Source organism: Mycobacterium botniense, assembly GCF_010723305.1.
GTDB classification, from domain to species: Bacteria; Actinomycetota; Actinomycetes; order Mycobacteriales; family Mycobacteriaceae; genus Mycobacterium; species Mycobacterium botniense.
The window spans coordinates 2,027,114-2,047,848 of sequence record NZ_BLKW01000002.1; the positions used below are offsets into that span (position 1 = coordinate 2,027,114).

Annotated in this window: 20 protein-coding genes; 11 read left to right on the forward strand and 9 right to left on the reverse strand. The window is 63.9% G+C overall.

The annotated features are described in order from the left end of the window. The first annotated feature begins 49 nt into the window (after nt 1–49). The 6 genes from G6N08_RS09585 to G6N08_RS09610 are packed head-to-tail and all read left to right on the forward strand — an operon-like array spanning nt 50 to nt 7,802. Entirely contained in the window at nt 50–1,222 is a 1,173-nt protein-coding gene (locus G6N08_RS09585; protein WP_246216720.1) for an MCE family protein, read from the forward strand. Continuing rightward, the gene (locus tag G6N08_RS09590; RefSeq protein ID WP_371869010.1) at nt 1,222–2,247 is read left to right on the forward strand and encodes an MCE family protein; all 1,026 of its coding nucleotides are present in this window, start codon (nt 1,222–1,224) and stop codon (nt 2,245–2,247) included. Before G6N08_RS09585 ends, G6N08_RS09590 begins: the two co-directional genes overlap by 1 nt. Next, complete coding sequence (locus G6N08_RS09595; RefSeq protein ID WP_163756377.1) at nt 2,247–3,365, forward strand: MCE family protein; 1,119 nt, start codon at nt 2,247–2,249, stop codon at nt 3,363–3,365. The genes G6N08_RS09590 and G6N08_RS09595 overlap by 1 nt, the downstream gene beginning before the upstream one ends. Then, complete coding sequence (locus tag G6N08_RS09600; protein WP_163756379.1) at nt 3,362–4,765, forward strand: MCE family protein; 1,404 nt, start codon at nt 3,362–3,364, stop codon at nt 4,763–4,765. Before G6N08_RS09595 ends, G6N08_RS09600 begins: the two co-directional genes overlap by 4 nt. After that, entirely contained in the window at nt 4,762–6,069 is a 1,308-nt protein-coding gene (locus G6N08_RS09605; protein WP_163756382.1) for an MCE family protein, read from the forward strand. Before G6N08_RS09600 ends, G6N08_RS09605 begins: the two co-directional genes overlap by 4 nt. Next, entirely contained in the window at nt 6,069–7,802 is a 1,734-nt protein-coding gene (locus tag G6N08_RS09610) for an MCE family protein (RefSeq protein WP_163756384.1), read from the forward strand. The genes G6N08_RS09605 and G6N08_RS09610 overlap by 1 nt, the downstream gene beginning before the upstream one ends. A gap of 55 nt (nt 7,803–7,857) precedes the next feature. Here G6N08_RS09610 and G6N08_RS09615 read toward each other — a convergent pair whose 3' ends face one another. From G6N08_RS09615 to G6N08_RS09625, 3 genes are all read right to left on the reverse strand, one after another. Further along, nucleotides 7,858–8,379 carry an Rv2253/PknI dimerization domain-containing protein gene (locus G6N08_RS09615; RefSeq protein ID WP_163756386.1) on the reverse strand — a complete coding sequence of 174 codons (522 nt, stop codon included), beginning with the start codon at nt 8,377–8,379 and terminating at the stop codon, nt 7,858–7,860. 133 nt (nt 8,380–8,512) lie between these two features. Beyond that, entirely contained in the window at nt 8,513–9,124 is a 612-nt protein-coding gene (locus tag G6N08_RS09620; RefSeq protein WP_163756389.1) for a hypothetical protein, read from the reverse strand. Then, nucleotides 9,121–9,981: an Rv1363c family protein gene (locus G6N08_RS09625; RefSeq protein ID WP_174813233.1), complete on the reverse strand. Its 861-nt coding sequence runs from the start codon at nt 9,979–9,981 to the stop codon at nt 9,121–9,123. The genes G6N08_RS09620 and G6N08_RS09625 overlap by 4 nt, the downstream gene beginning before the upstream one ends. 232 nt (nt 9,982–10,213) lie before the next feature. Here G6N08_RS09625 and G6N08_RS09630 point away from each other — a divergent pair, with 232 nt between their 5' ends. Then, nucleotides 10,214–10,591 carry a hypothetical protein gene (locus G6N08_RS09630; RefSeq protein ID WP_174813267.1) on the forward strand — a complete coding sequence of 126 codons (378 nt, stop codon included), beginning with the start codon at nt 10,214–10,216 and terminating at the stop codon, nt 10,589–10,591. Here the strand turns inward: G6N08_RS09630 and G6N08_RS09635 are convergent. Genes G6N08_RS09635 through G6N08_RS09645 form a run of 3 tightly spaced genes read right to left on the reverse strand, consistent with a single transcriptional unit; the run spans nt 10,588 to nt 13,665 of the window. Beyond that, nucleotides 10,588–11,412: an SDR family NAD(P)-dependent oxidoreductase gene (locus tag G6N08_RS09635; RefSeq protein ID WP_163756391.1), complete on the reverse strand. Its 825-nt coding sequence runs from the start codon at nt 11,410–11,412 to the stop codon at nt 10,588–10,590. The two genes, G6N08_RS09630 and G6N08_RS09635, sit on opposite strands and share 4 nt — an antisense overlap. Before the next feature lie 10 nt (nt 11,413–11,422). Beyond that, nucleotides 11,423–12,619, reverse strand: a complete 1,197-nt coding sequence (locus G6N08_RS09640) for a cytochrome P450 (RefSeq protein ID WP_163756393.1) — start codon at nt 12,617–12,619, stop codon at nt 11,423–11,425. 2 nt (nt 12,620–12,621) lie between these two features. Beyond that, nucleotides 12,622–13,665, reverse strand: coding sequence for an LLM class flavin-dependent oxidoreductase (locus G6N08_RS09645; protein WP_163756395.1), 1,044 nt, complete (start codon nt 13,663–13,665; stop codon nt 12,622–12,624). Between the two features lie 233 nt (nt 13,666–13,898). On the opposite strand from G6N08_RS09645, the gene G6N08_RS09650 reads away from it, so the two are divergent. Together G6N08_RS09650 and G6N08_RS09655 are read left to right on the forward strand one after the other, a co-directional pair. Then, on the forward strand, nt 13,899–14,570 hold the full coding sequence (locus G6N08_RS09650; RefSeq protein ID WP_308494704.1) for a TetR/AcrR family transcriptional regulator: 672 nt from the start codon (nt 13,899–13,901) through the stop codon (nt 14,568–14,570). A gap of 197 nt (nt 14,571–14,767) precedes the next feature. Then, nucleotides 14,768–15,700, forward strand: a complete 933-nt coding sequence (locus tag G6N08_RS09655; protein WP_174813268.1) for an LLM class flavin-dependent oxidoreductase — start codon at nt 14,768–14,770, stop codon at nt 15,698–15,700. Between the two features lie 134 nt (nt 15,701–15,834). Here G6N08_RS09655 and G6N08_RS09660 read toward each other — a convergent pair whose 3' ends face one another. Next, complete coding sequence (locus G6N08_RS09660) at nt 15,835–17,112, reverse strand: cytochrome P450 (protein WP_163756399.1); 1,278 nt, start codon at nt 17,110–17,112, stop codon at nt 15,835–15,837. 175 nt (nt 17,113–17,287) lie between these two features. Here G6N08_RS09660 and G6N08_RS09665 point away from each other — a divergent pair, with 175 nt between their 5' ends. Then, nucleotides 17,288–17,878, forward strand: coding sequence for a TetR/AcrR family transcriptional regulator (locus G6N08_RS09665; RefSeq protein ID WP_163756401.1), 591 nt, complete (start codon nt 17,288–17,290; stop codon nt 17,876–17,878). Between the two features lie 8 nt (nt 17,879–17,886). Here G6N08_RS09665 and G6N08_RS09670 read toward each other — a convergent pair whose 3' ends face one another. Then, complete coding sequence (locus G6N08_RS09670; RefSeq protein WP_163756893.1) at nt 17,887–18,273, reverse strand: Rv2576c family protein; 387 nt, start codon at nt 18,271–18,273, stop codon at nt 17,887–17,889. Between the two features lie 49 nt (nt 18,274–18,322). Beyond that, a complete protein-coding gene (locus G6N08_RS09675; RefSeq protein ID WP_163756403.1) occupies nt 18,323–19,048 on the reverse strand; it encodes an enoyl-CoA hydratase/isomerase family protein in 726 nt (241 codons plus the stop codon). A 117-nt stretch (nt 19,049–19,165) separates the two neighbouring features. Here G6N08_RS09675 and G6N08_RS09680 point away from each other — a divergent pair, with 117 nt between their 5' ends. Then, entirely contained in the window at nt 19,166–20,704 is a 1,539-nt protein-coding gene (locus tag G6N08_RS09680) for an AMP-binding protein (protein ID WP_163756405.1), read from the forward strand. Nucleotides 20,705–20,735 lie beyond the last annotated feature (31 nt).

The window sequence follows — 20,735 nt, forward strand, 5'->3', positions numbered from 1 at the left end:
CCAGCAGCGGCCGGCGGCTGTCAGCCCGCGCAGAGGCGCTCCAGCCTACCTGCGTCCTCTGGCGGGTCTGGCAACGATCGCCGTGATCGCCGGGATTTTCGCCGTGGCCGCGACCCTCTTTCGCGGCGGCTTCACCTCCACCGTGCCGGTGACTGTGCTGTCGCCGCGCGCCGGCCTGGTGATGAACCCGGACGCCAAGGTGAAGATGCGCGGTGTGCAGGTGGGCAAGGTTGCCTCGATCGAGCCGCTACCCAACGGCCAAGCAGCTCTTCGCCTGGCGATCTATCCGTCGCAGCTGCGTTTCATTCCGGCAAATGTGCTGGTCGACATCACATCGTCGACGGTTTTCGGAGCCAAGTTTGTCGACCTGGTGCCGCCGGCCGAGCCCTCACCGCAGCATCTGCGCGCCGGAGAGGTGCTCGACACCAAACACGTCATGGTTGAAATCAACACTGTTTTTCAGCAGTTGACATCCGTACTGTCCAAGATCGAGCCGGAAAAACTGAACGAGACCCTGGGCGCGTTGGCGAAAGCGTTCAGCGGCCGGGGCGCCAAACTGGGCCAGGCGCTAAGCGACCTGGATTCTTTTCTGGCCACGGTGGATCCCAGCCTTCCCGCCCTCAACCGCGACATCGCGATGTCACCGCCGGTGTTCAATGCGTACGCCGACGCGGCACCGGATCTGGTCAAAACTGCCGCCAATGCGACCAAGATCAGCAAGACCATCGTCGATGAGCAACGCAACCTGGATGCGTTGCTGGTCAGCGCGATCGGTTTGGCCGACATCGGAAACGACGTGGTGGGCAGCAACCGCAAACCGCTCACCGAGGTCCTGCACCTGCTGGTGCCCACCACCGATCTGACCAACCAGTACAACAAGGCCCTGAACTGCGGCCTTGCCGGGGTCGGGGTGTTGGCGAAGGGTTTCCCGTTGTATGAACCAGGAATCGCGATATCGGCCAGCCTCACGTGGGGCGCCGAGCGCTACCGGTATCCGACGCATTTACCGAAAGTCGCCGCGACGGGCGGCCCACAATGCCTGGACCTGCCGAGGATTCCGTTCGGCTCCTATGAGCCGTACGTGGTCGCCGATGTCGGCGCGAACCCTTGGGAATACGGGAACCAGCAGCTGCTGATCAACTCTGACCTTCTCAAACAGCTGCTCTACGGTCCGATCGCTGGTCCACCGCGCAACTCCGCCCAGATCGGAGAGCCCGGATGATGGGCTCAATGCGCGCGACGCTGATCAAGTTCGGAGTCTTCGCCATCGTGATGGCGGTACTGACCGCGTTTTTGTTCTTCATCTTCGGCCAGTACCGCACCGGTGCGACAACCGGGTATTCCGCGGTTTTCAATGATGTTTCGCGGCTTAAGTCTGGAGATTCGGTGCGGGTCGCGGGCATCCGGGTGGGAACCGTCAACGGTGTCTCGCTGCGCCCCGACAAAAAGGTTGTGGTCAAATTCGACGCCGACCGCAGCATCGTGCTCACTGATGGCACCAGGGCGGCAGTTCGCTACCTCAACCTGGTCGGGGATCGCTACCTTGAACTCCTCGACGGCCCGGGATCAACCAAGCGGCTGTCGGCCGGGGGGCAGATTCCGGTGGACCACACCTCCCCGGCGCTCGACCTCGACCTGTTGCTCGGCGGGCTGAAACCTGTGATCCAGGGCCTGAATGCGCACGATGTCAATGCGCTCTCATCAGCGCTGCTGCAGGTCTTCCAGGGCCAGGGCGGAACTCTCGAGTCGTTGTTCGCCAAAACAGCATCGTTCTCGAACGCGTTGGCCGACAACGACCAAACCGTACAACAACTCATCGACAACCTGAACGCCGTAGTGGCCACACTGTCGAAGGACGGTGAGAAGTTCTCGGGTGCGATCGATCGCCTCGAGCGGCTTATCGGCGGGTTATCGGAAGACCGCGATTCTATCGGCGCTGCTATCGACGCGCTGAGCCGGGGAGCAGCGTCACTGGCGGATCTGCTGTCTAGCGCACGGCCGCCGCTGGCGGGCACGGTCGAGCAGCTGAGCCGGTTGGCCCCGCTGCTCGATCAGGATAAAGACCGCCTCGACGCCGCTGTCCAAAAAGCGCCGAAGAACTACCGCAAACTGGTCCGGCTGGGTGTATTCGGCGCCACCATCCCCTACTACGTCTGCGGGTTGTGGATCCGGGGCACGGATCTGCAAGGCAAGACAGTGGTTGCGCCGTGGTTCAAGTCAGAGGCCGGAAGGTGCAAGGAACCCTGATGTTGAAGTATCGCGGAGCTGGTCTGATCAAGGCGGGGTTCATCGGCGCTGTGCTGGCCGTGTTGATCATCTTGGTCGGACTGTCGCCCCAGCAACTGATTTCGTGGGCGACAGCGGTGCGCTACCAGGCGTTGTTCACCGAAGCCGGCGGACTCGCGGCGGGCAACGACGTCACGGTCTCGGGGATCAAGGTTGGCACGGTGTCGAAGGTATCGCTTCGCAACGGCGACGCTTTGGTGACGTTCAGCCTCAACGGAAAAGTGCAGCTCGGCTCTGACACCACCGCGCACATCCGCACCGGCACGCTGTTGGGCGAGCGGGTGCTGACCTTGGAGTCGGCCGGCGGCGGGACCATGCATCCGATGGAGGTCATTCCGATCTCACGGACCTCCTCGCCGTATTCCCTGACCGAGGCGGTCAGCGATTTCACCACCTACGCCGCCGATACCAACACCGCGACGCTCAACCAGTCGCTGGACACGCTGTCGGCGACGCTCAACCAGATCGCACCGCAACTGGGGCCGACCTTTGACGCGCTGACACGGTTATCGCGAACCCTCAACGGCCGCAACAAGACGCTGGGCGACTTGTTCAAAAGCGCAGCCGATGTCAGCGGAGTTCTCTCCGAACGCAGCCAGCAAGTCAACAAGCTGATCCTCAACTCCGACGACCTGCTGCAGGTCCTGGTGGCGCGCCGCCAGGAGATCGTCGCGCTGCTGGCCAGCACGTCGGCAGTGGCTAAGCAGCTGTCGGGGTTGGTGCACGACAACGAAAGCAAACTCGCGCCGACGCTGGAGAAGCTGAATTCGGTGATCGCGATGCTGGAGAAGAACCGCGACAATATCGGCCAAGCGCTGCCGGCACTTGCGAAATATGAGATCACGGTGGGCGAGGCCGTCGCCAGCGGCTTCTACTACCAAGCATTCGTGCCCAACTTCCTCATCCCGCAACTTTTTCAGCCGTTCCTGGACTACCTGTGGGGTTTCCGCACCTTCGACACAGCTCGCGGACCCGGCTTCCCCTCGCCGGTACCACGGGAATTGGTCCCCTGGCCGTACAACGCTATTCCGCCGTGTCCTGGCTGTACGTTGGGCGGAAGGATCGGAGGATCACAATGATCCCGCGCACCAGGCTGGCGGCCGTGCTGGCGATCACGTTGGCGGGCCTCGTCGTTGCCGGCGCGGTATTGACCATCCGGGACGTGTTTTTGCGCCCGCAGACCATCACCGCCTACTTCACCACAGCGACCGCGATCTACCCCGGCGATGAGGTGCGGGTCTCCGGTGTCAAGGTCGGCACGATCAAGTCGATTCAGCCGCAGGGTACGCAGGCCAAGGTGACCCTCGAGGTCGAACGCGGCGTGCCCATTCCGGCGGACGCGAAAGCAGTGATCGTCGCCCAGAATCTGGTGGCGGCGCGTTATGTCCAGCTTACTCCCGCCTATCGGTCGAGCGGCCCCATCATGCCCGACGGCGCGGTGATACCGGTGGAACGCACGGCCGTGCCCGTCGAGTGGGATGAAGTGAAAACCCAGTTGATGCGGTTGGCAACGGATCTGGGGCCCAACAGTCAGGTGTCGACGCCCTCGGTGGCGCGGTTCATCGACACGGCCGCAAACGCACTCGAAGGCAACGGCGACAAACTCCGGCAGACGCTGGCCCAACTGTCCGGGGTGGGAAGGATTCTCGCCGAGGGCAGTGGCAACGTCGTCGACATCATCAAAAACCTGCAAACCTTTGTCACCGCGCTGCGCGACAGCAACGTTGAGATCGTGCGGTTCAACGACCGGCTGGCCACCCTCACCAGCGTGGTCAATGACAGCCGATCCGAGCTGGACGCGGCGCTGAACGAGCTGTCCACGGCCGTCGGCGAAGTGCAGCGATTCATCGCCGGCACCCGCGACCGGACCAGCGAGCAGATCCAGCGGTTGGCCAATGTCACCCAGACGCTGGCCGATCAGCACATGGCATTGGAAAACGTTCTGCACGTCGCACCGAATGCGCTCGCGAACTTCTACAGCGACTACAACCCCGATACCGGGACCGTCGTGGGCGGCTTCGGGATAATAGATTTCGCCAATCCAGTGGCCTCGGGTTTAATGGTGCCGCTGCCCATTCCCGGCTGCACGCAAGTCGCCACCGTCGAAAACGTGACCGCGGTCGAAACGGGCAAACTGTGCGCCCTGTTCCTCGGTCCCGGGTTGCGGCTGCTCAACTTCAACAATCTGCCGTTCCCCATCAGCCCGTTTCTGCAGCCGTCGGCCCACCCGGAAAACATCATCTACACCGAGCCGCGGCTGGCGCCCGGTGGTGAGGGCCCCAAACCCGGACCGCCCGAGATGCCGCCCGCGGTGTCGGCATATACCGGACTGCCGGGTGATCCGGTGGGACCGCCGGGGGCGGTGCCGCCGGCGCGGATACCGGGCGCAGCGATGCCGCTGCCGCCGCCGCCGACCACGCCCGCGCCGCCGCCGAGTTTGCCGGGCATGCTGCTGCCGGCCGAAGGACCGCAACCATGACCGCCCGGGCCGCCGTTCGGCGGGCGCTGGCCATCGGCGCCTGCGTCGTGCTCGGCACGAGTGGATGCGCTTTCCACGGTCTGAACTCGCTACCGTTGCCCGGCGCGGTCGGACGCGGGCCCGGAGCTGACATCTACCATGTCGAGATCGCGAACGTCGGCACGCTGGAATCGAATTCACCGGTCCTGATGGATGACGTCGTGGTCGGCAGCGTCGGCCCGATGAGGGTGAAAGGCTGGCACGCCGACGTCGAGATTTCGGTGAAGCATAACGTCGTTGTCCCCGCTAATGCGGTGGCCAGCGTCGGCCAGACCAGCCTGTTGGGGTCGATGCATCTGGAGCTGAATCCGCCGCTGGGCCAGCCCGCGCGCGGACGGCTGCGACCGGGTGCCACCATCCCGCTGAACCGCTCATCGACTTATCCGTCAACAGAGCAAACGCTGTCGTCGCTGGCGGTCGTGATCAACGGCGGAGGACTGGGCCAGATCGGCGAAATCATCCACAACTTCAACGCCGCCTTGTCCGGGCGGGAGGGTGCCGTGCGTGACCTGATTACCCGCCTGGACACGTTCGTGGGCACCCTCGACCAGCAGCGCGACAACATCGTCGCGTCCATCCAAGCGCTGAACCGGCTTTCGGCCACATTCGCCGGACAGCGCGACGTCCTCGCGCAGGCGCTGCGCAAGATCCCACCCGCGTTGGACGTGCTGATTAGAGAGCGGCCGCGCCTGACGACGGCCCTGGACAAACTTCGCGTCTTCAGCGACACCGCCACCAAGCTTGTCAACGACACCCAGGCCGACTTGGTGCGGAACCTGAAGAATCTGGAGCCGACTATCCGTGCGCTGGCTGATCTCGGGCCGGATATCGACGCCGAACTGGCGTACTTGCCGACATTTCCATTCCCCCAGAGTTTCATCGACCGCGGGGTTCGCGGCGACTACTTCAACCTGTTTGCGCATTTGGACCTGACAATTCCGCGGCTCAAGCGAGGGCTGCTCTTGGGGACCCACTGGGGGCAAATACGTGCCGAGGAGCCGCCGGCACCCGGAGACCCGTATTGGTTGAACTACACACTGGATCCGCTGCATGCGGGCGTGACACCGCAGCTCCCCGGGCCGCCACCCGCGAGTGCCCAGCCGCCGCCGCCCGGGGCTGCGCCGTCGCTACCTGGTCCGCCGCCGGCCGGAGCAGTACCGCCGCTGCCCGGTGCGGGTCTGGCTGAAACGCCTTCGCCACCAGCCGATCACGGCCCGCCGCCCGGTCCGCCACCGGCGGCCCCTCTCAACGGAGGGGGTGGCTGATGCTGAGCCGCTTTGTCCGGATTCAGCTGGCGATCTTCACGTTCGTGGGGATCGTTGGTGTGATCGCGATGGCCCTCGTCTATATCCAGGTACCGACCTTGCTGGGCATCGGGCGCATGACAGTGACCCTTGAGCTACCGGCCTCAGGGGGCCTGTACCGGTTTTCCAACGTAACCTACCGGGGTGTGCCGGTGGGGAAAGTCACTGCGGTGGGGCTGACACCCCACGGCACGAAAGCCACGCTGTCCCTGGCCACCTCACCCAAGATTCCGGCGGACTTGCGAGCAGAGGTGCGCAGTATCTCGGCGGTCGGCGAACAGTACGTCGACTTGCGGCCGCGAACCGACGGCCCGCCTTACCTGCGCGACGGTTCGGTCATACCCATGCGCGACGCCACGATCCCGCAACCGGTCGGGCCCATGCTCGATCAGGTCAGCGCCTTGATCAACAGCATTCCCGGGAACAAACTCAACCGATTGCTTGATGAGTCGTTCCACGGCTTCAACGGGTCCGGTTTCGACCTGGGATCACTGTTCGACTCGTCGGCCACCGTCTCCCGCGACGCCAACAGTGTCGCCAACCGGACCCGTGGCCTCGTCGACGACACCGGCCCGCTGCTGGATTCACAAGCACGCACCACCGACGCGATCAGAACCTGGGCGCGCAGCCTCGCCGGGATCTCGGATGTGCTGGTGACCGACGATTCGCGGGTGCGCACCCTGTTGCAGAACGGACCCGAAGCCGCCAACGAGGCGTCGCGGCTGCTCGAGCAGGTCAAACCGACGCTGCCGGTGCTGCTGGCCAACCTCACCACCATCGGCCAGATCGGCGTGACATATCACCCCTCGTTGGAGCAGTTGCTGGTGCTGCTGCCACCGATTGTTGCCGCACTGCAAACAGCCAATCCGCCCAATCATTCGGACGGTTTGGCTGAAGGTGACTTCGCCCTCACGATCGACGACCCGCCGATCTGCACGGTCGGCTTCCTGCCGCCCAGCCAATGGCGATCCCCGGCCGACGAAAGTGATATCGATACACCCGACGGGCTGTACTGCAAACTGCCGCAGGATTCGCCGATCGCCGTTCGCGGCGCCCGCAACTATCCGTGCATGGGCCATCCCGGCAAACGCGCTCCCACGGTCGAAATCTGCAATAGCGACAAGCCATACGAGCCGCTGGCGATGAGGCAGCACACGCTGGGCCCCTACCCGTTGGATCCAAACCTGCTCGCCCAGGGCATCCCGCCCGATGACCGGGTCACCTTCGGTGACAGGATCTTCGCCCCGAAGGAGGGAACGCCGCTGCCGCCGGGGGCGGTCCCACGGGGAACACCGCCGGGGCCCAGAGGAGAATACGGGCCGCCGGGACCGGGGCACGCCGCACCGCCGGCGCCGTCGTCCACACCGCCACCGGCGGCCACCATGTCACCGCTGTCGGCCGACCTTGCGTCCATCGCGCCACTCGACGTACCCGCCCCAGGTGAGATTCCGTCACCGCCACCGGTGCCCGCACCGCCGCCGGTTGCCACGGCACCCGACACGGTCACTGGTGCACGGCCGCAGGCGGCTCCAAGCTCGTTCGGGACCAAGGCATCCGGACCGTTGGTTGCGATCGCCCAGTACGACCCGCGCACTGGGCGATACGTCGGCCCCGATGGCCGCTTATACCAGCAGTCAGACCTGGCGCACCCGGGGTCGGCCAAAAGATGGCAAGACCTGATGCTGCCCGCCTGAACCCGATTGGGAGCGCCGGCGCCCAGCTGGATCCGGGGGAGCTACGAGCGGCCGATCACCCGATCTTGTCTAGACGGAACGGGAGCTCGACGGTGAGCCACTTGTTTTGCCCGCAGGCACCGCTCGGTCCAACCGTCTTGTCCTTACCCGCGAGCGTCGGCGAGCCGATCTGCGCTTCAGCGTTGGAGTTCACCGGAATGAAGTAGAACGTCTGCTTCCCGGTGTAACTGGTGCCGTCCGGGCACGTTTCCCAGTTGGGCACATCGCGTTTCACATACCAGAGGGCTCCGTCATGCGTATATATCGGAGCGCTCCAACCCTGGTCGCTGGTCACCGTGCCGGTGCATTCCTCGAATGTTGTGCATGAGGAACTGATCGTCCATATGCTGGTGACTGTTGCTTCGTTGTGGAATTGGTCATTGGTCTTGGCCCAATCGCCGATGGATGTGGCGCGGTACGTGCCGTTGAGCGCCACGTCCTCCTTGGTGGTCGCCCGGGCCGTCGACGCCATGCCGAAGACGCCGAAGACAGTGCCAACCAACACCATTGCGGTGGCGACCGTTCCCGTCGAACGCATCACGAGCTCCTCGGCGCACGTCGATCCGACCGTGCCGATGCGGTTGCCCGCATCCGGTAGCGGCACTCTCGCGCGATGAGAATAACACCGGCCGCCGCGACCGGGTGCGGATTCAAAACAAAGACCGCAGCGCTCATAGCAGGGGGTCGAATTTCGCGATGAGCCAAGAACCATTGACCTTCGTCAACGTCACCCGGACGCTACTGGCAGTCACCAGTGGTTCCGGCTTGTCTTTGGTTGTGGTGGTCTGGTCGAGGAACACCAACACGACGGCCGAATCCGGGTGTAACTCCGAAACCGCCGCCCGAACCACTTTGGCGGTTGTGGCGATGTGCTTGTCTCGGGCCGTCGGCGCGACAACCTGTTCGGTGAACTTGCTGTAGTAGGCCAGGAAATCGCCGGTGAGGTGTGTCTTCGCCTTGGCGAAATCACGGTCCAGGTGTTCGGGGGAGTACGACAGTGTTGCCACAGCACCGTCTGAAGCCGCTCGAATCGCCTGGCGGGCTACCGCGTCGTCGACCCGCTGATCCGGACGGTACTGGAAGAAATACACCCCGGCTGCAAGTCCCAGCGCGGCGACCACCGCCGCCGTCAGCACAATCGGGCGCCAGGCGGCCAGACAGCGTCGGGCCCAGCGCACGATCACGCTGACGAAACGGGTGGGCTCTTTCCGGCCGCGTGGAGTTTCCGTGCTGTCCTGCCGCGGCTCAGCGCTGTGCACCGGCGATTCTTGGTCGACCGTCACGGCACGAATTCGACTTTCGACATCTTGAGCTGGCCGCCGTCGCGGGTGATGTTCAGGCTCAGCCGCCACGGGGGCGGTGGCTGTTTCGTCTTGTCGGGATTAGTGATCTCGGACTTTGCAGCCACCAGGACGACTGCGGAATTGTCGGTCATGGACTCGACGGCAACTGCGTCCACGCTGGCTTTGGTGCTGATCTTCGAATTCGTCACACCTGCGACCAGGTACGCCGAGGTCACCTCCAGTTGGTCTTTGAGCTGGCCGGTGGAGTTGTCAATGATGCGCTGGAAGTCCTCCTTGGCGTGGTTGGCGTCAATCGACATCAGCGTCACAGCGCCTTGGCGGGCGGCGGCAGCGAACTCCGCAGCGAGCCGTCGTTGGTGCACGGCGGTCTGATGCTGCCAGGCCATGTAGCCGCTCGCCCCGAGCGCGAGGCAGATCAGCGCCATCGCGACGCCGACAAGCACTGTTTTTCGCCCCGGAGCATGCAGCCTGGCGGTGATGCGGTTGGCGCGGAGCCGCGCAGAACCCGGGTCAGTGGAATGCAGCTGCAGCTGCGGCCTAGCGGGCGTCTCGGCGGCGGGCTCGCTGCCTTCCGCGTCTGCGTTGTCGGGCATGTCGGGCTGATTGCCCGACGCTGCCTCGGCCTGGCGACGTAGCCGCAGCGCACGTGCCCGGGCTGCTTGAGCGCGCGCTTCCGCCCGCGCGGCCTCTGCCTCCGCTTCCGCGACTGCAGTGAGTCCGTCGGCGTCGGAACCGTTCGGCGGGCACGGTCGCTCGGTGCGGGAGTTGGCCCCCGTCCGGGAGCTGTCACCACGGTCGGCCTCACGCGCCTCCGGTGGACGCTGCCGCGGCGGCATGGTGACCTCCTCATCGGTGCGGGTCGTGCACGGAGAACCACATTATCACTAGATGGGCGCTGGCCAGATTGGCGAATCTCCACCATGGATGGCTCTAAGCTGCGTAAACACTGACTAGACCGAGGGCACAGCGAGGATGGCACCGGTGAGCCAGGAGGGCGCAGCGGCCCTCGGGACAGGTGATCTTCTCCAAATAGGAGAATTTTGTTTTCGGTTGTGCCACAGTATTGGCGTGCGCATCACTGTGGCAGCGTACGCAGCATTCGTCGGCGCTGGTGTGTTGACCGCACCACCGGCCACCGCGGGGCCGACCGTCTGCGACTACCCCAGCTGTACTCCGGGTATCGCGCCGGGCGTCGTCCTCGGCGCGCCGTGCGACAATACCACCTATTACGTGTTCGGGGTCACCGATTGGGGTCGGCTGGTGTTCTGCGGCTCGCCGCGTCGATATCAGCCCAGGTGGTTCCGCTCACCGCCGATGGCGGGAATCAAGGAAGAGAACGCGGACTGCACCCAGTACCAGAACTACGTCGCGCAGGCGCCCGACGGGCTGTTTCTGGTCTGTATAGCGCAGGACGGCCGAACGTTCTGGACGCGCGGCGACACCTAACCTGCGACCACGGCTAGGCTACGGTCCCACAGCTCGCGGGCGAGCTCTGAATCCGCTGCTGCACGGTGCGGTTTGGCGATCTTGTGCCGTGAGTAGTATTCGCCTGGTTGCCAGTCAAAACCGGGGGTGCCCGAAGCCAGCCAGACCAGTTGATCAGCTCCTTCGTCTGCGGTCGCAACCAGACGCGTGGTGGGCAGGTGCCGCATGAAAGCCAAGACCCGTGACCCCGATGCAGGACCGAAGTTGGAGTCGACATAGCCGGGGTGAAACGTCACCGCGGACACCCCCACACCATGGTATCGACGATGTAATTCCTTGGTGAACAAGATGATTGCCAGCTTGGTGAGGGCGTATGCGGTGCTGGGGCGATGGCGGTGCGTGTTGTGAAGGTCGTCGATGCTGACCTTGCCCAGCAGCTTTTGCGACGAACTGGTGGTGTTGACGATCGACGCGCGCGACTCGACCAGGACCTCCATCAACTGCGTGGTGAGCAGAAACGGGGCCAGGTAGTTGACCTGGTAGGTGTGCTCATACCCGTCGTTGGTGATCCGGATCGTGCGTGTCATGCCGCCGGCGTTGTTGGCCAACACATCGATCCGTGGGTAGCGCGTACGCAACTTCTCGGCCAATGCTCGCACCTGGGCCAGGTCGGCGAAGTCGGCCACGAAACAGTCGGCATCCAGTTCTGCGGCCACCGCGTGGGTCTTGGTCTCCGATCGGCCGATCACCACCACATGTTCCCCGGCTCGCCGCAAGCGGCGCGCCGCCGCAGCACCGATCCCGTCACTGGCGCCGGTGATGACAATAGTCTTGGCGGTCATGGCCGCGCGGTCAGCCGGTGATCACCGGTAATCGCGCCCAACCGCGCACACTGGCCGTGTGGGCGCGAACCGCGTTGTCATAATCCACCTGCCAATCGGGCCAGCGATTGAGCACTTCGTCAAGCGCGACCCGGGCTTCCATGCGCGCCAGGGCCGAACCCAGGCAGAAATGCAGACCGTGCCCGAAGCTTAGATGCGAGCCGGTGTGATGGATATCGAAGCGCTCGGCGTCGGCGAAACGCCGCTCATCGCGGTTGGCGGATCCGTTCAACAACAACATGATGGAGCCCTCCGGGACGGTGCGCCCGTAGTACTCGACGTCGGTGGCGACATACCGGGCCTGTACCGGCGATGGCGCCTCATACCGCAGCACCTCTTCGATCGCCTGGGGAATCAGCGAACGGTCAGCCGCGATCTCGCGGCGCTGATCGGGATGATCGGAGAACAGTTGGCCAATGAAACCGATCAGCCGCGTGGTCGTCTCGTTACCTGCGCCGGCGATGGTGCTGGTGTAGGTCAGGACCTCGGTTCGCGTCAGGCGTCGCCGGGTACCGTCCGGTTCTTCCACTTCGGCGTTGAGCAGCTCGGTCATCAGATCATCGGATGGATGATCGGCCCGCCAATCGATGTAGTCGGCGAAGATCTCGTAGGACTGCTCGAAACTGGTGGCGTCGAAGGCGGGCTTGCCTTCTGTCAAGGTCAGGAGACTATCGGTGCGTTTGCGGATCATCTCCTGGTCGGCCTCGGGGATACCCACCAGGTACCCGATCACCCGCATCGGCATCTGCGCCCCAAGGTCTTCGATGAAATCGAAACGGCCAGAACCAACGTGGGGGTCCAGTGCTCGCACGCAATACTGGCGCGCCAGCCCCTCGACCGCTTCCATCCGCCGGGGAGTAAACACCCGCGACAGCAGCCGACGGTGCAGATCATGAATTGGGGGATCTTCCCATAAAATGATGCCCGGCGGGATTTCGAAACCGCTGAGCATGATGTCAGCGGTGGTGCCCCGGCCGGAGCGGAAGCGCTCCCAGTCGTTAAGGGCGGGAGCCACATCCGCGTAGCGGCTCAGCGCGAAAAAGTTGAATTTCTCGTTGTAGTACAGCGGCGCCTCGTCGCGAAGTCGTTTCCACACCGGATAAGGATCATCATCGATTTCGAAATCGAATGGGTCGTAATACACGTCGACAACGCTGGCGTCGGTCATTGCTAAGCCTCTTGTTTCTCGCGGGTCTGCCCGGGTTCGGTGGGATCGTTGTGCATCCCGTCGCCGGCGGGATCGAGGGCCAGCGCCGGAACGACGGCCTCGGTGACGCGCTTCAGGTACGGCCAGGCGATATCGGGTGGAAGTCCGCCGCACAGCGGTGCCAGGGTGAGCATGCCGCCACCGCGGACGTGGGCGATGGCCTCCGGCACGGTGAAGATGCGATATGTGCGTGATAGCGCGCGCAACTCCTCGATGGTATGCACGTCCGCGATTCCGGCCGAGGTGTCGTTTCCCGGGTTCCAGTCGGCGTAAGCGCGCGCGTCATGCAGCAGGTAGGGGCCGAGTTCTGCCCAGGCGTGATCGACGTCATCGGCGACAAAACACACCGATGCGGTCTCGCGGTCCGGCAACAACGTCATACCCGGCTGGTGCCCGTGCGCGCGGCAGGCCGCCTCATAGGCTTCCCGGCAGCCGGGAACGTTGGCTTGCGCGAGAAAGGACAGCCCATATTTTCCGGCACGCCGGGCGGCTGCCAGACTGCCACCGCCCCACATGATCATCGGGCCACCGCCGGTGCACGGCGCCGGCGTCACCGTGATCTGCCGCCCATGGTGCAGGACCGTCTCACCGCTGAGCAACCGGCGCAGCATCGCCAGATTCTCGTCGGCGATGCGCCCGCGCGCACCCATATCCACGCCGAAGTGTTGGTACTCTTCAGGCCGATACCCCAACCCGAATATGTACGAGACCCGGCCCCGGCTGATGATATCGAGCACCGCCATCTCTTCGGCGAGCCGAACCGGGTCATATAGCGGCAGGATTACCACCGAGGTCAGCGCCAGCTGCTCGGTGCGTGCCGCGATAGCCGAAGCGAGGATCAGTGGCGTCGGCAGATAACCGTCCGGGGAGCCGTGGTGCTCACAGAGCACGACGCCGGAGCAACCACGTGTCTCGGCCCAGGCGCACATGTCGATAGCGGTCGCATACAGCTGTGTCGCCGGCGCGCCCGAGTCTGGGGCACGCATGTCGAAGCGCATCGAGAACACCGCTGGCCCCTGTTAATCGGGCCGGGCCAGCGGTTGCACCGGCCCGGCGCAAGCCTGAAAAGTCATTGCGGAGTCGCCATCAATTCACCGGATTCCCACCACTGATTACCCCGCCTTTCTGAATCCTCGGATCCGCGGCACCAGGCCTGCGGGTAGGCGTGATATTCCCGCCGACGTAGGATTTAAGCGCCCGCCCAACACGGTTGAGCACATGCTTAACATGCGGGCTGCGCATGGTCAAGACTCAGGAGGCCGACACCGGCGATGTTGTTCAAGCCCGGCCGGGCTGCCCACGAGTGCGGGTAACGATGGTATCGGCCCGCAGATTCGGGGCACCGGACGCGAAGACCCGCGCCACGCTGCTGGACGCCGCCGAGCAGCTGATGCTCGAGGAGGGCTGGGCAGCCGTCACCGGGCGGCGGGTGGCGGAGAAGGCGGGTCTGCGATCTCAGCTCGTGCACTATTACTTTCGCAGCATGGACGATCTGCTGCTGGCAGTGTTCCGTCGCCGCGCCGAGCAGAGCTTCAAGGCGAACGCCAAAGCGTTGAGTTCGCCGCAGCCGTTATGGGCGCTGTGGCGGATGTTCAACAATCCGCCGTTCAGTGTTTTCACCATGGAACTCTTCGCGTTGGCCAACCACCGCGCGGAGCTCAGGACGGAGCTCGCCCATTACGCTGAGCGGTTCCGCAACGAGCAGACACGGACATTGGCCCGCGTCCTGAAAGGCTACGGGGTTGACACACAGCGATTCCCGCCGGCCGCGGTGGCCTTCCTGATGACGGGCGTGCCCGGTGTGCTGTTCATGGAAGAAGCTCTCGGTATCTCGGCCGGTCACGCCGAAATCGTCGCGCTCGTGGAGCGCTACCTCCGGCGGCTCGAAGGTGATCCGGTGACGTCGTCATGAGCGCGATCCAGGTCGTTCGTATCAGGCGAGATGGTCCGTTTCCGGGTGGGTTAGACGGGTGGCTGCGCACTTTGCCGTCCCGACGCCCCACGCAGCCGAGTTAACCGTGGACGTGTATGGCACCGACGGTCGGTCGCGTTCGAGGCCACCTGCGCGGGTGCAATCAGGATCAGCCACCGACGATTGGAGTTGCGCACGTGAAGGATCTGGACATCGGCGTGTACGTGCCCCAGATAGGCTTTTCCTATGACGATGTCCTGCACCGGGCTCGGCGCTGCGAGGAACTGGGCATCGGGTCACTGTGGCTTTACGACCACCTGTATGGCCCCGGAGCCCCCGGCGTCGCCTCGCTCGAAGCATGGACGCTGGCGACCGCGCTGTTGAGCAGCACCGAGCGCTTGCGGGTGGGGCATATGGTGTTATGCAACCAGTTTCGCCACCCAGTCGTGCTGGCCAAAATGGCGACCACCCTCGACCAGATCGCGGCGGGCCGCCTGCAGCTCGGCATCGGTAGCGGCTCCATCGAAGACGAGCACACTCGAACGGGTTTGCCCTGGGGAAACTTCGCCGAACGAAGCGAGCGCCTGGCCGAGACGCTGGAGATCTTGAGCCAGGCTTTCAGCAAAGGGGTCATCGATTTCGCGGGCAAGCATTACACGGTGCGCAACATGCCGATCGTGCCGGGCCCGGCGCAGCAGCCCCGGCCTCCTATCGTCGTTGGGGGCGTGGGCGAAAAGTACACTCTGCCCTTGGTGGCGCGCTACGCCGATGTGTGGAACGTGCCCACTTACGGGCTAAACGAACTTGAACGCAAAATCTCTATTCTGCAGTCGATTTGCGGCGATATAGGCCGCGACCCGACCAGCATTGTCCTGTCGATCGAAGCCGTCATGGCGCTTGCCCCAGACGAGTCGTCGCTGCCAAAGGTCCGTCAGATCGCCGAAAGACGCTTCGGTGCACCGGGTTTCGGTTTACACGAAGGCGGTCTTATCGGCACCCCGCAGGTCATCGTGGATCGGCTCAATGAACTTCACGCGCTTGGTTTTCGGCAGGTGGTGCTTTTCACCCATGACCGAGCGTCGGATGAGACGCTGGAACTGCTCGCTTCGAGCGTGATTGCCCAGATCTGAGATGGCTGTTCAGCCGATAGCTGCGTTCGGTCACGCTGGATACCTGCTGACGATGTGCGGGGCTGCGGTTTCATACCGCTCATGGGTGTGGAAGGAGAACCGCCCGGATCGGCAAACTCGCCGGTAAGGCGAGCTTAACTGGCTGTGGTGAAAGTGAGATGCAATTCGCTGAGTCCCCGCAAGATGTACGTGGGCTCGTAGGTGTAGCGGCGGTTATCCGCCGGGCCGTGTTTGGCTTCGTTGATCCGGATGTCGCTCATCCGGTCCAGGATTCGCTCGATCGAGACCCGCCCCTCCACTCGGGCCAGCGGCCCGCCGGGGCAGGTATGCACCCCGCGGGCGAATGCCATGTGCTCGCGGACGTTCTTGCGGTCGAGGCGGAACTCATGCGGGTTCTCGAACCGGCGGGGATCGCGGTTGACCGCTCCCGGTAACACCATCACGATCGCACCGGCGGGAATGTCGACACCGCCCACCGTGGTGGCCCTGCGGGCCAGCCGCGAGTCGCTTTTGACCGGGCTCTCCATCCGCAGGGATTCCTCGATGAAGGCGGGAATCAGGCTGCGATCCTTCCGCAGCTGGTGCTGGATGTCGGGCCGGTCGCCGAGCACTTGCAGAGCAGCGGAGAGCAGCTTTGCGGTCGTTTCCTGTCCGGCCGCGAAAAGGAAGGTTGCTGAACGCACTACCTCGATGACCTCGGGTGTGGATCCATCCGGGTATCTCGCCGTCGCCAGCGCAGTCAGCACATCGTCACGCGGTGTGCGCCGACGGTCCTCGATATAGGAGCAGAACTTGTCATCGAGCCATTCCAGTGGATTGACACCCACCGATTCGTGGTTAAGTGCACCCACCCGCGCGCCCGGACGATCGGCACCAAGGACGGTGCGGAACTGCTTGTGGTCGTCTTCAGGCACACCGAGTAAATCGGCGATCACCAAAGTGGCGAACGGTTTTGAGTATTCGCTGATGAACTCGCACTCACCGTTGTCGAGGAATTCTTCGAGCTGACGATCAGCCAGGCGCCACATGAAATCCTCGTTTTCCTTCAGTCGGCTCGGGGTCAGCAGCCGACTCAACAACGAGCGTGCCCGGGTATGATCCGGTGGGTCCATGGTGACCATGTGCTCGAACATCGGAAACTGGTCGCGGTGTGCTTCGATTTGGGCGCTGATGTCATCGCCGTGGGGTTGGAAGGGCAGCGGTGGGAACGGCCCGCCCAGTGCGACGCAGTTGGAGAAGGTGTCGGTGTCCTTGTAGACGGCGGTGGCTTCCTCATAGCCGGTGACGGCAAAAACACCGTAGTGCGGAAGCTGCAACACCGGGTTTTTGCTCCGCAGGTAATCGAAGTAGGGGTGCGGATCAGGAATCAGCGACGCGTCGGTGAAGAAATCCACCGTGTCGAAGTTGCTCATGGTGTGTGCGCGCCTCCCGGGCTGCGGTTTGCTTATCGGCAGCGAGGTTGAGTCGCCTGAGCCGGATATCGATAACGTGCTGAGCACTTGCTTAGCATGGCGCTAAGGTCGTGGTCAAGGCGACAGCGCCGTCCGGCATACGATCGGCATGTCTATGAGCGAACGGAGTCAAGCGATGACGTCGGCCCGCAGGATCGGTGCACCGGACGCGAAGAATCGAACCCTACTGCTCGAGGCGGCCGAGCAGTTGATGCTCGAAGCAGGCTATGCCGCGGTGACGTCGCGCCGCCTGGCCAGCAAGGCGGGACTGAAGCCCCAGCTGGTGCACTACTACTTCCGTACCATGGACGACCTGTTCCTGGCGCTTTTCCGGCGCCAGGCGGAAGCGGGTCTTCGGGCGCAGGCTCGGGCACTGGAGTCGCCGCAACCGTTGTGGGCGCTGTGGCGACTTGGTACAGATCCCGGATTCACACGCATCACAATGGAATTCATGGCTCTTGCGAATCATCGCAAAGAGATGAGAGCCGAAATAGCTTACTACGCAGAACGTTTCCGCGACGAGCAATGTAAGGCAGTGTCTGCAGCACTCGGTCGCTACGGCGCTGCCGGCAAGGACGTGCCGCCGGTAGTGTGGACGGTCCTGATGACAAGTGTCTCACGGGTTCTGGTGCTCGAGCAGGCTCTTGGCATGTCTACCGGACACGCCGAAACGGTGGCGCTGGTCGAACACTACCTGCGTCGGCTGGAAGGCGACCCGCTGCCGTAGATACGCAATCACCAATGACGTATCGAGCAAAGTACTCCTTTGGGTCCGTCATTCGATACCACGACTTTGCCGTCCACCGTGAGATCGCAGTGAAACATCGGTGTGCCCGGCTCGGTGCCGGTGCTGGCCGTGACCAATGCCCACTGATCGGGTTTGGCCAGGTTGAGCTCGTAGGTCCACGGTTTGCCCGGGGCGATGTCGACTTTCACGTTCGGAACGAACTGATAGGGGTTGTGGCTGTAATCGGCAAAGATCGCGGGCTCCTGATCCAAGTAGTAGATGTCCGCATAGATAGGCTTTGCCACGCTGACGGTGTATTTGACGTGGTGCATGACCGGGTCGTCAGCATGTGCGGGCGCCACCGGAAAAATTACCGTGGCCGCCGCTAATACCATGCCCGGCAACAACAGTCGCGTACTCATAACCACCTCGGTCCTCCGCTCTTTATCGCGGATTGCTACTGGGGTTCAGCGCCCGGTCTGCGGCCCGCCAGTGCGCATCGTCAACCCATAGCTGCGCAAAGGCTTTCACCGCTTCCTCGGCGGACACCCCGCCGATGACGCGCTTGATCTCCATCGCCGGGCGCTTGGCAAGCTTTTTGGCAATCTGCCGCCACCCCTGCTCGAAGGACGAGCGGGGCAGGATTTCGTCGATCAGCCCGATGCGTTGGGCCTCGGTGGCCTCGAGCACCGTGCCGGTGCCCGCTAGCAGCAGTGCCCGGTTCTTGCCGACCAAAGCCGCCAGCCGTTCGGCTCCGCCCCACGCCGGCATGATCTCCAGGGCCACCTGGTTGAAACCGATCTTGATGTCGTCGGCCGCCAGGCGGATGTCGGCGGCCACCGCGACCTCGGCGCCCCCGCCGAGTGCGTGACCATTCAGCGCGGCGATCACCGGGGCGGGAAAGCTTGCGATCCGGTCGCATATCGCCCGCATCCGCCACGCCATCGCGGCGGCGTCGTCCGCTGTTCTGATGGCGCTGAGTTCCTTGAGGTCGCCGCCCGAAACGAATGCTCGGTCACCGGCGCCCCGGATGACCAGAGTGTGCGCTCCCGCGGCGGCATCGAGGGCTTGCTCCAGCTGTGCCATGGTATCCAGCGCAATGGCATTGCGGGCATGCGGGCGGTCAATGGTGAGCACCGCGAGCCCGTGGTCGAGTTCCAAGTCCACCATCGCGCCGCTCCTGCGATATTGGCATTCTCCTCAGCGGAGAATAGCATCACCTTACTGTCTTGAGACTGTCTTGAGACTGTCTCGAGGACATGACATTGTGCCCGGCGGAGCCTCACGATGCGTGATATTCCGGTGGAACTGGCCATGCACTATGCCGCAGCAGGCTGGTGGACCCACGACACCCTTGGCCAGTTGCTGGCCCGCGGCCTAGCCGCCGCCCCGAGCAGCCAGTTTCGGGTGCACTCCGCAGTGCGCCCCTGGTCCGGAACGTTCGGCGACGTCGAGCGGATCGCGCGCCGGCTGGCTGCGGGATTGTCTGCGCGCGGCGTCGGTCCGGGTGACGTGGTGGCATTCCAGCTGCCGAACTGGATGGAAGCTGCTGCGACATTCTGGGCGTCGGCGTTTCTGGGCGCGGTCGTGGTTCCCATCGTGCATTTCTACGGCCGCAAAGAACTGGCACACATTCTGCGCACTGCGCAACCGCGCGTGTTCATCACCGCCGAACGGTTCGACCGCATGACCTATCACCCCGACCTGTGTGCGGACATTCCCATCGTCGGCCTGGTCGGACGCGATTTCGAAGGGTTGCTCGCCGACGAGCCCATGCCGGGCACTATCCCCACCGATCCCGGCCACCCGGCGCTGATCGCCTTCACCTCTGGCACCACGGCCGATCCCAAAGGCGTCATTCACAGTCACCAGACGCTGGGCTGCGAGACCCGGCAACTCTACGACGGGTACCCGCCGAATCGGGGGCGGGAGCTCACCGCGACTCCGGTGGGGCACTTCATCGGAATGCTCAGCGCCTTGTTGGTGCCCGTGCTCGAGGGTGGGGCGATCAACCTGTGCGACACCTGGGATCCGGCCCGGGTCCTCGAGCTGATGAGGACTGACGGTTTGGCCATCGGAGGTGGTCCTCCCTACTTCTTCACCAGCCTGCTCGACCATCCCGACTTCGCCGAAGACCACCTGCGCAGCATTCGGGCCGTCGGTCTGGGCGGAGCACCGGTACCGGCTGCAGTCACCCGCCGGCTCGATGAGCTCGGTATTCATGTCTTCCGCTCCTATGGCAGCAGCGAACACCCGTCGATCACCTTGACGCCGCACGACGCTCCGGCGGAAAAGCGCCTGTTTACCGACGGGGTTCCCCGGCCGGGGGTGGAGGTTCGGCTCTCACCCGACGGCGAGGTTCTCAGCCGCGGCCCAGACCTGTTCCTGGGCTATACCGATGACGCGCTGACCGCGGCGGCGTTCGACGATGACGGCTGGTATCACACCGGCGATATCGGCGTCATCGACGCTGATGGGTACCTCACCATCACGGATCGCAAGGCCGACGTGATCATCCGTGGCGGCGAAAATATCAGTGCCGCTGAAGTCGAAGAAGTGCTGTTGGCATTGCCGGGGGTGGCCGAGGCGGTGGTGGTCGGTGCGCCCGACGCCGGGTTTGGTGAACGAGTCGCCGCCGTGTTGCGTCGCAGACCGGGACACACTCTGCCGACCCTCGACCAGGTTCGCGCTCATTTCGCCGGGGTGGGAGTGGCACGGCAGAAGTGGCCGGAAATCCTGCTGGAGGTCGATGACTATCCGCGCACGGCGAGTGGCAAGGTGCAAAAGCGGCTGGTCCGTGAGGGGATTGCAGTACGCACTAAATGAGAATATGATTCTCATAAATTGCAATGGAGGA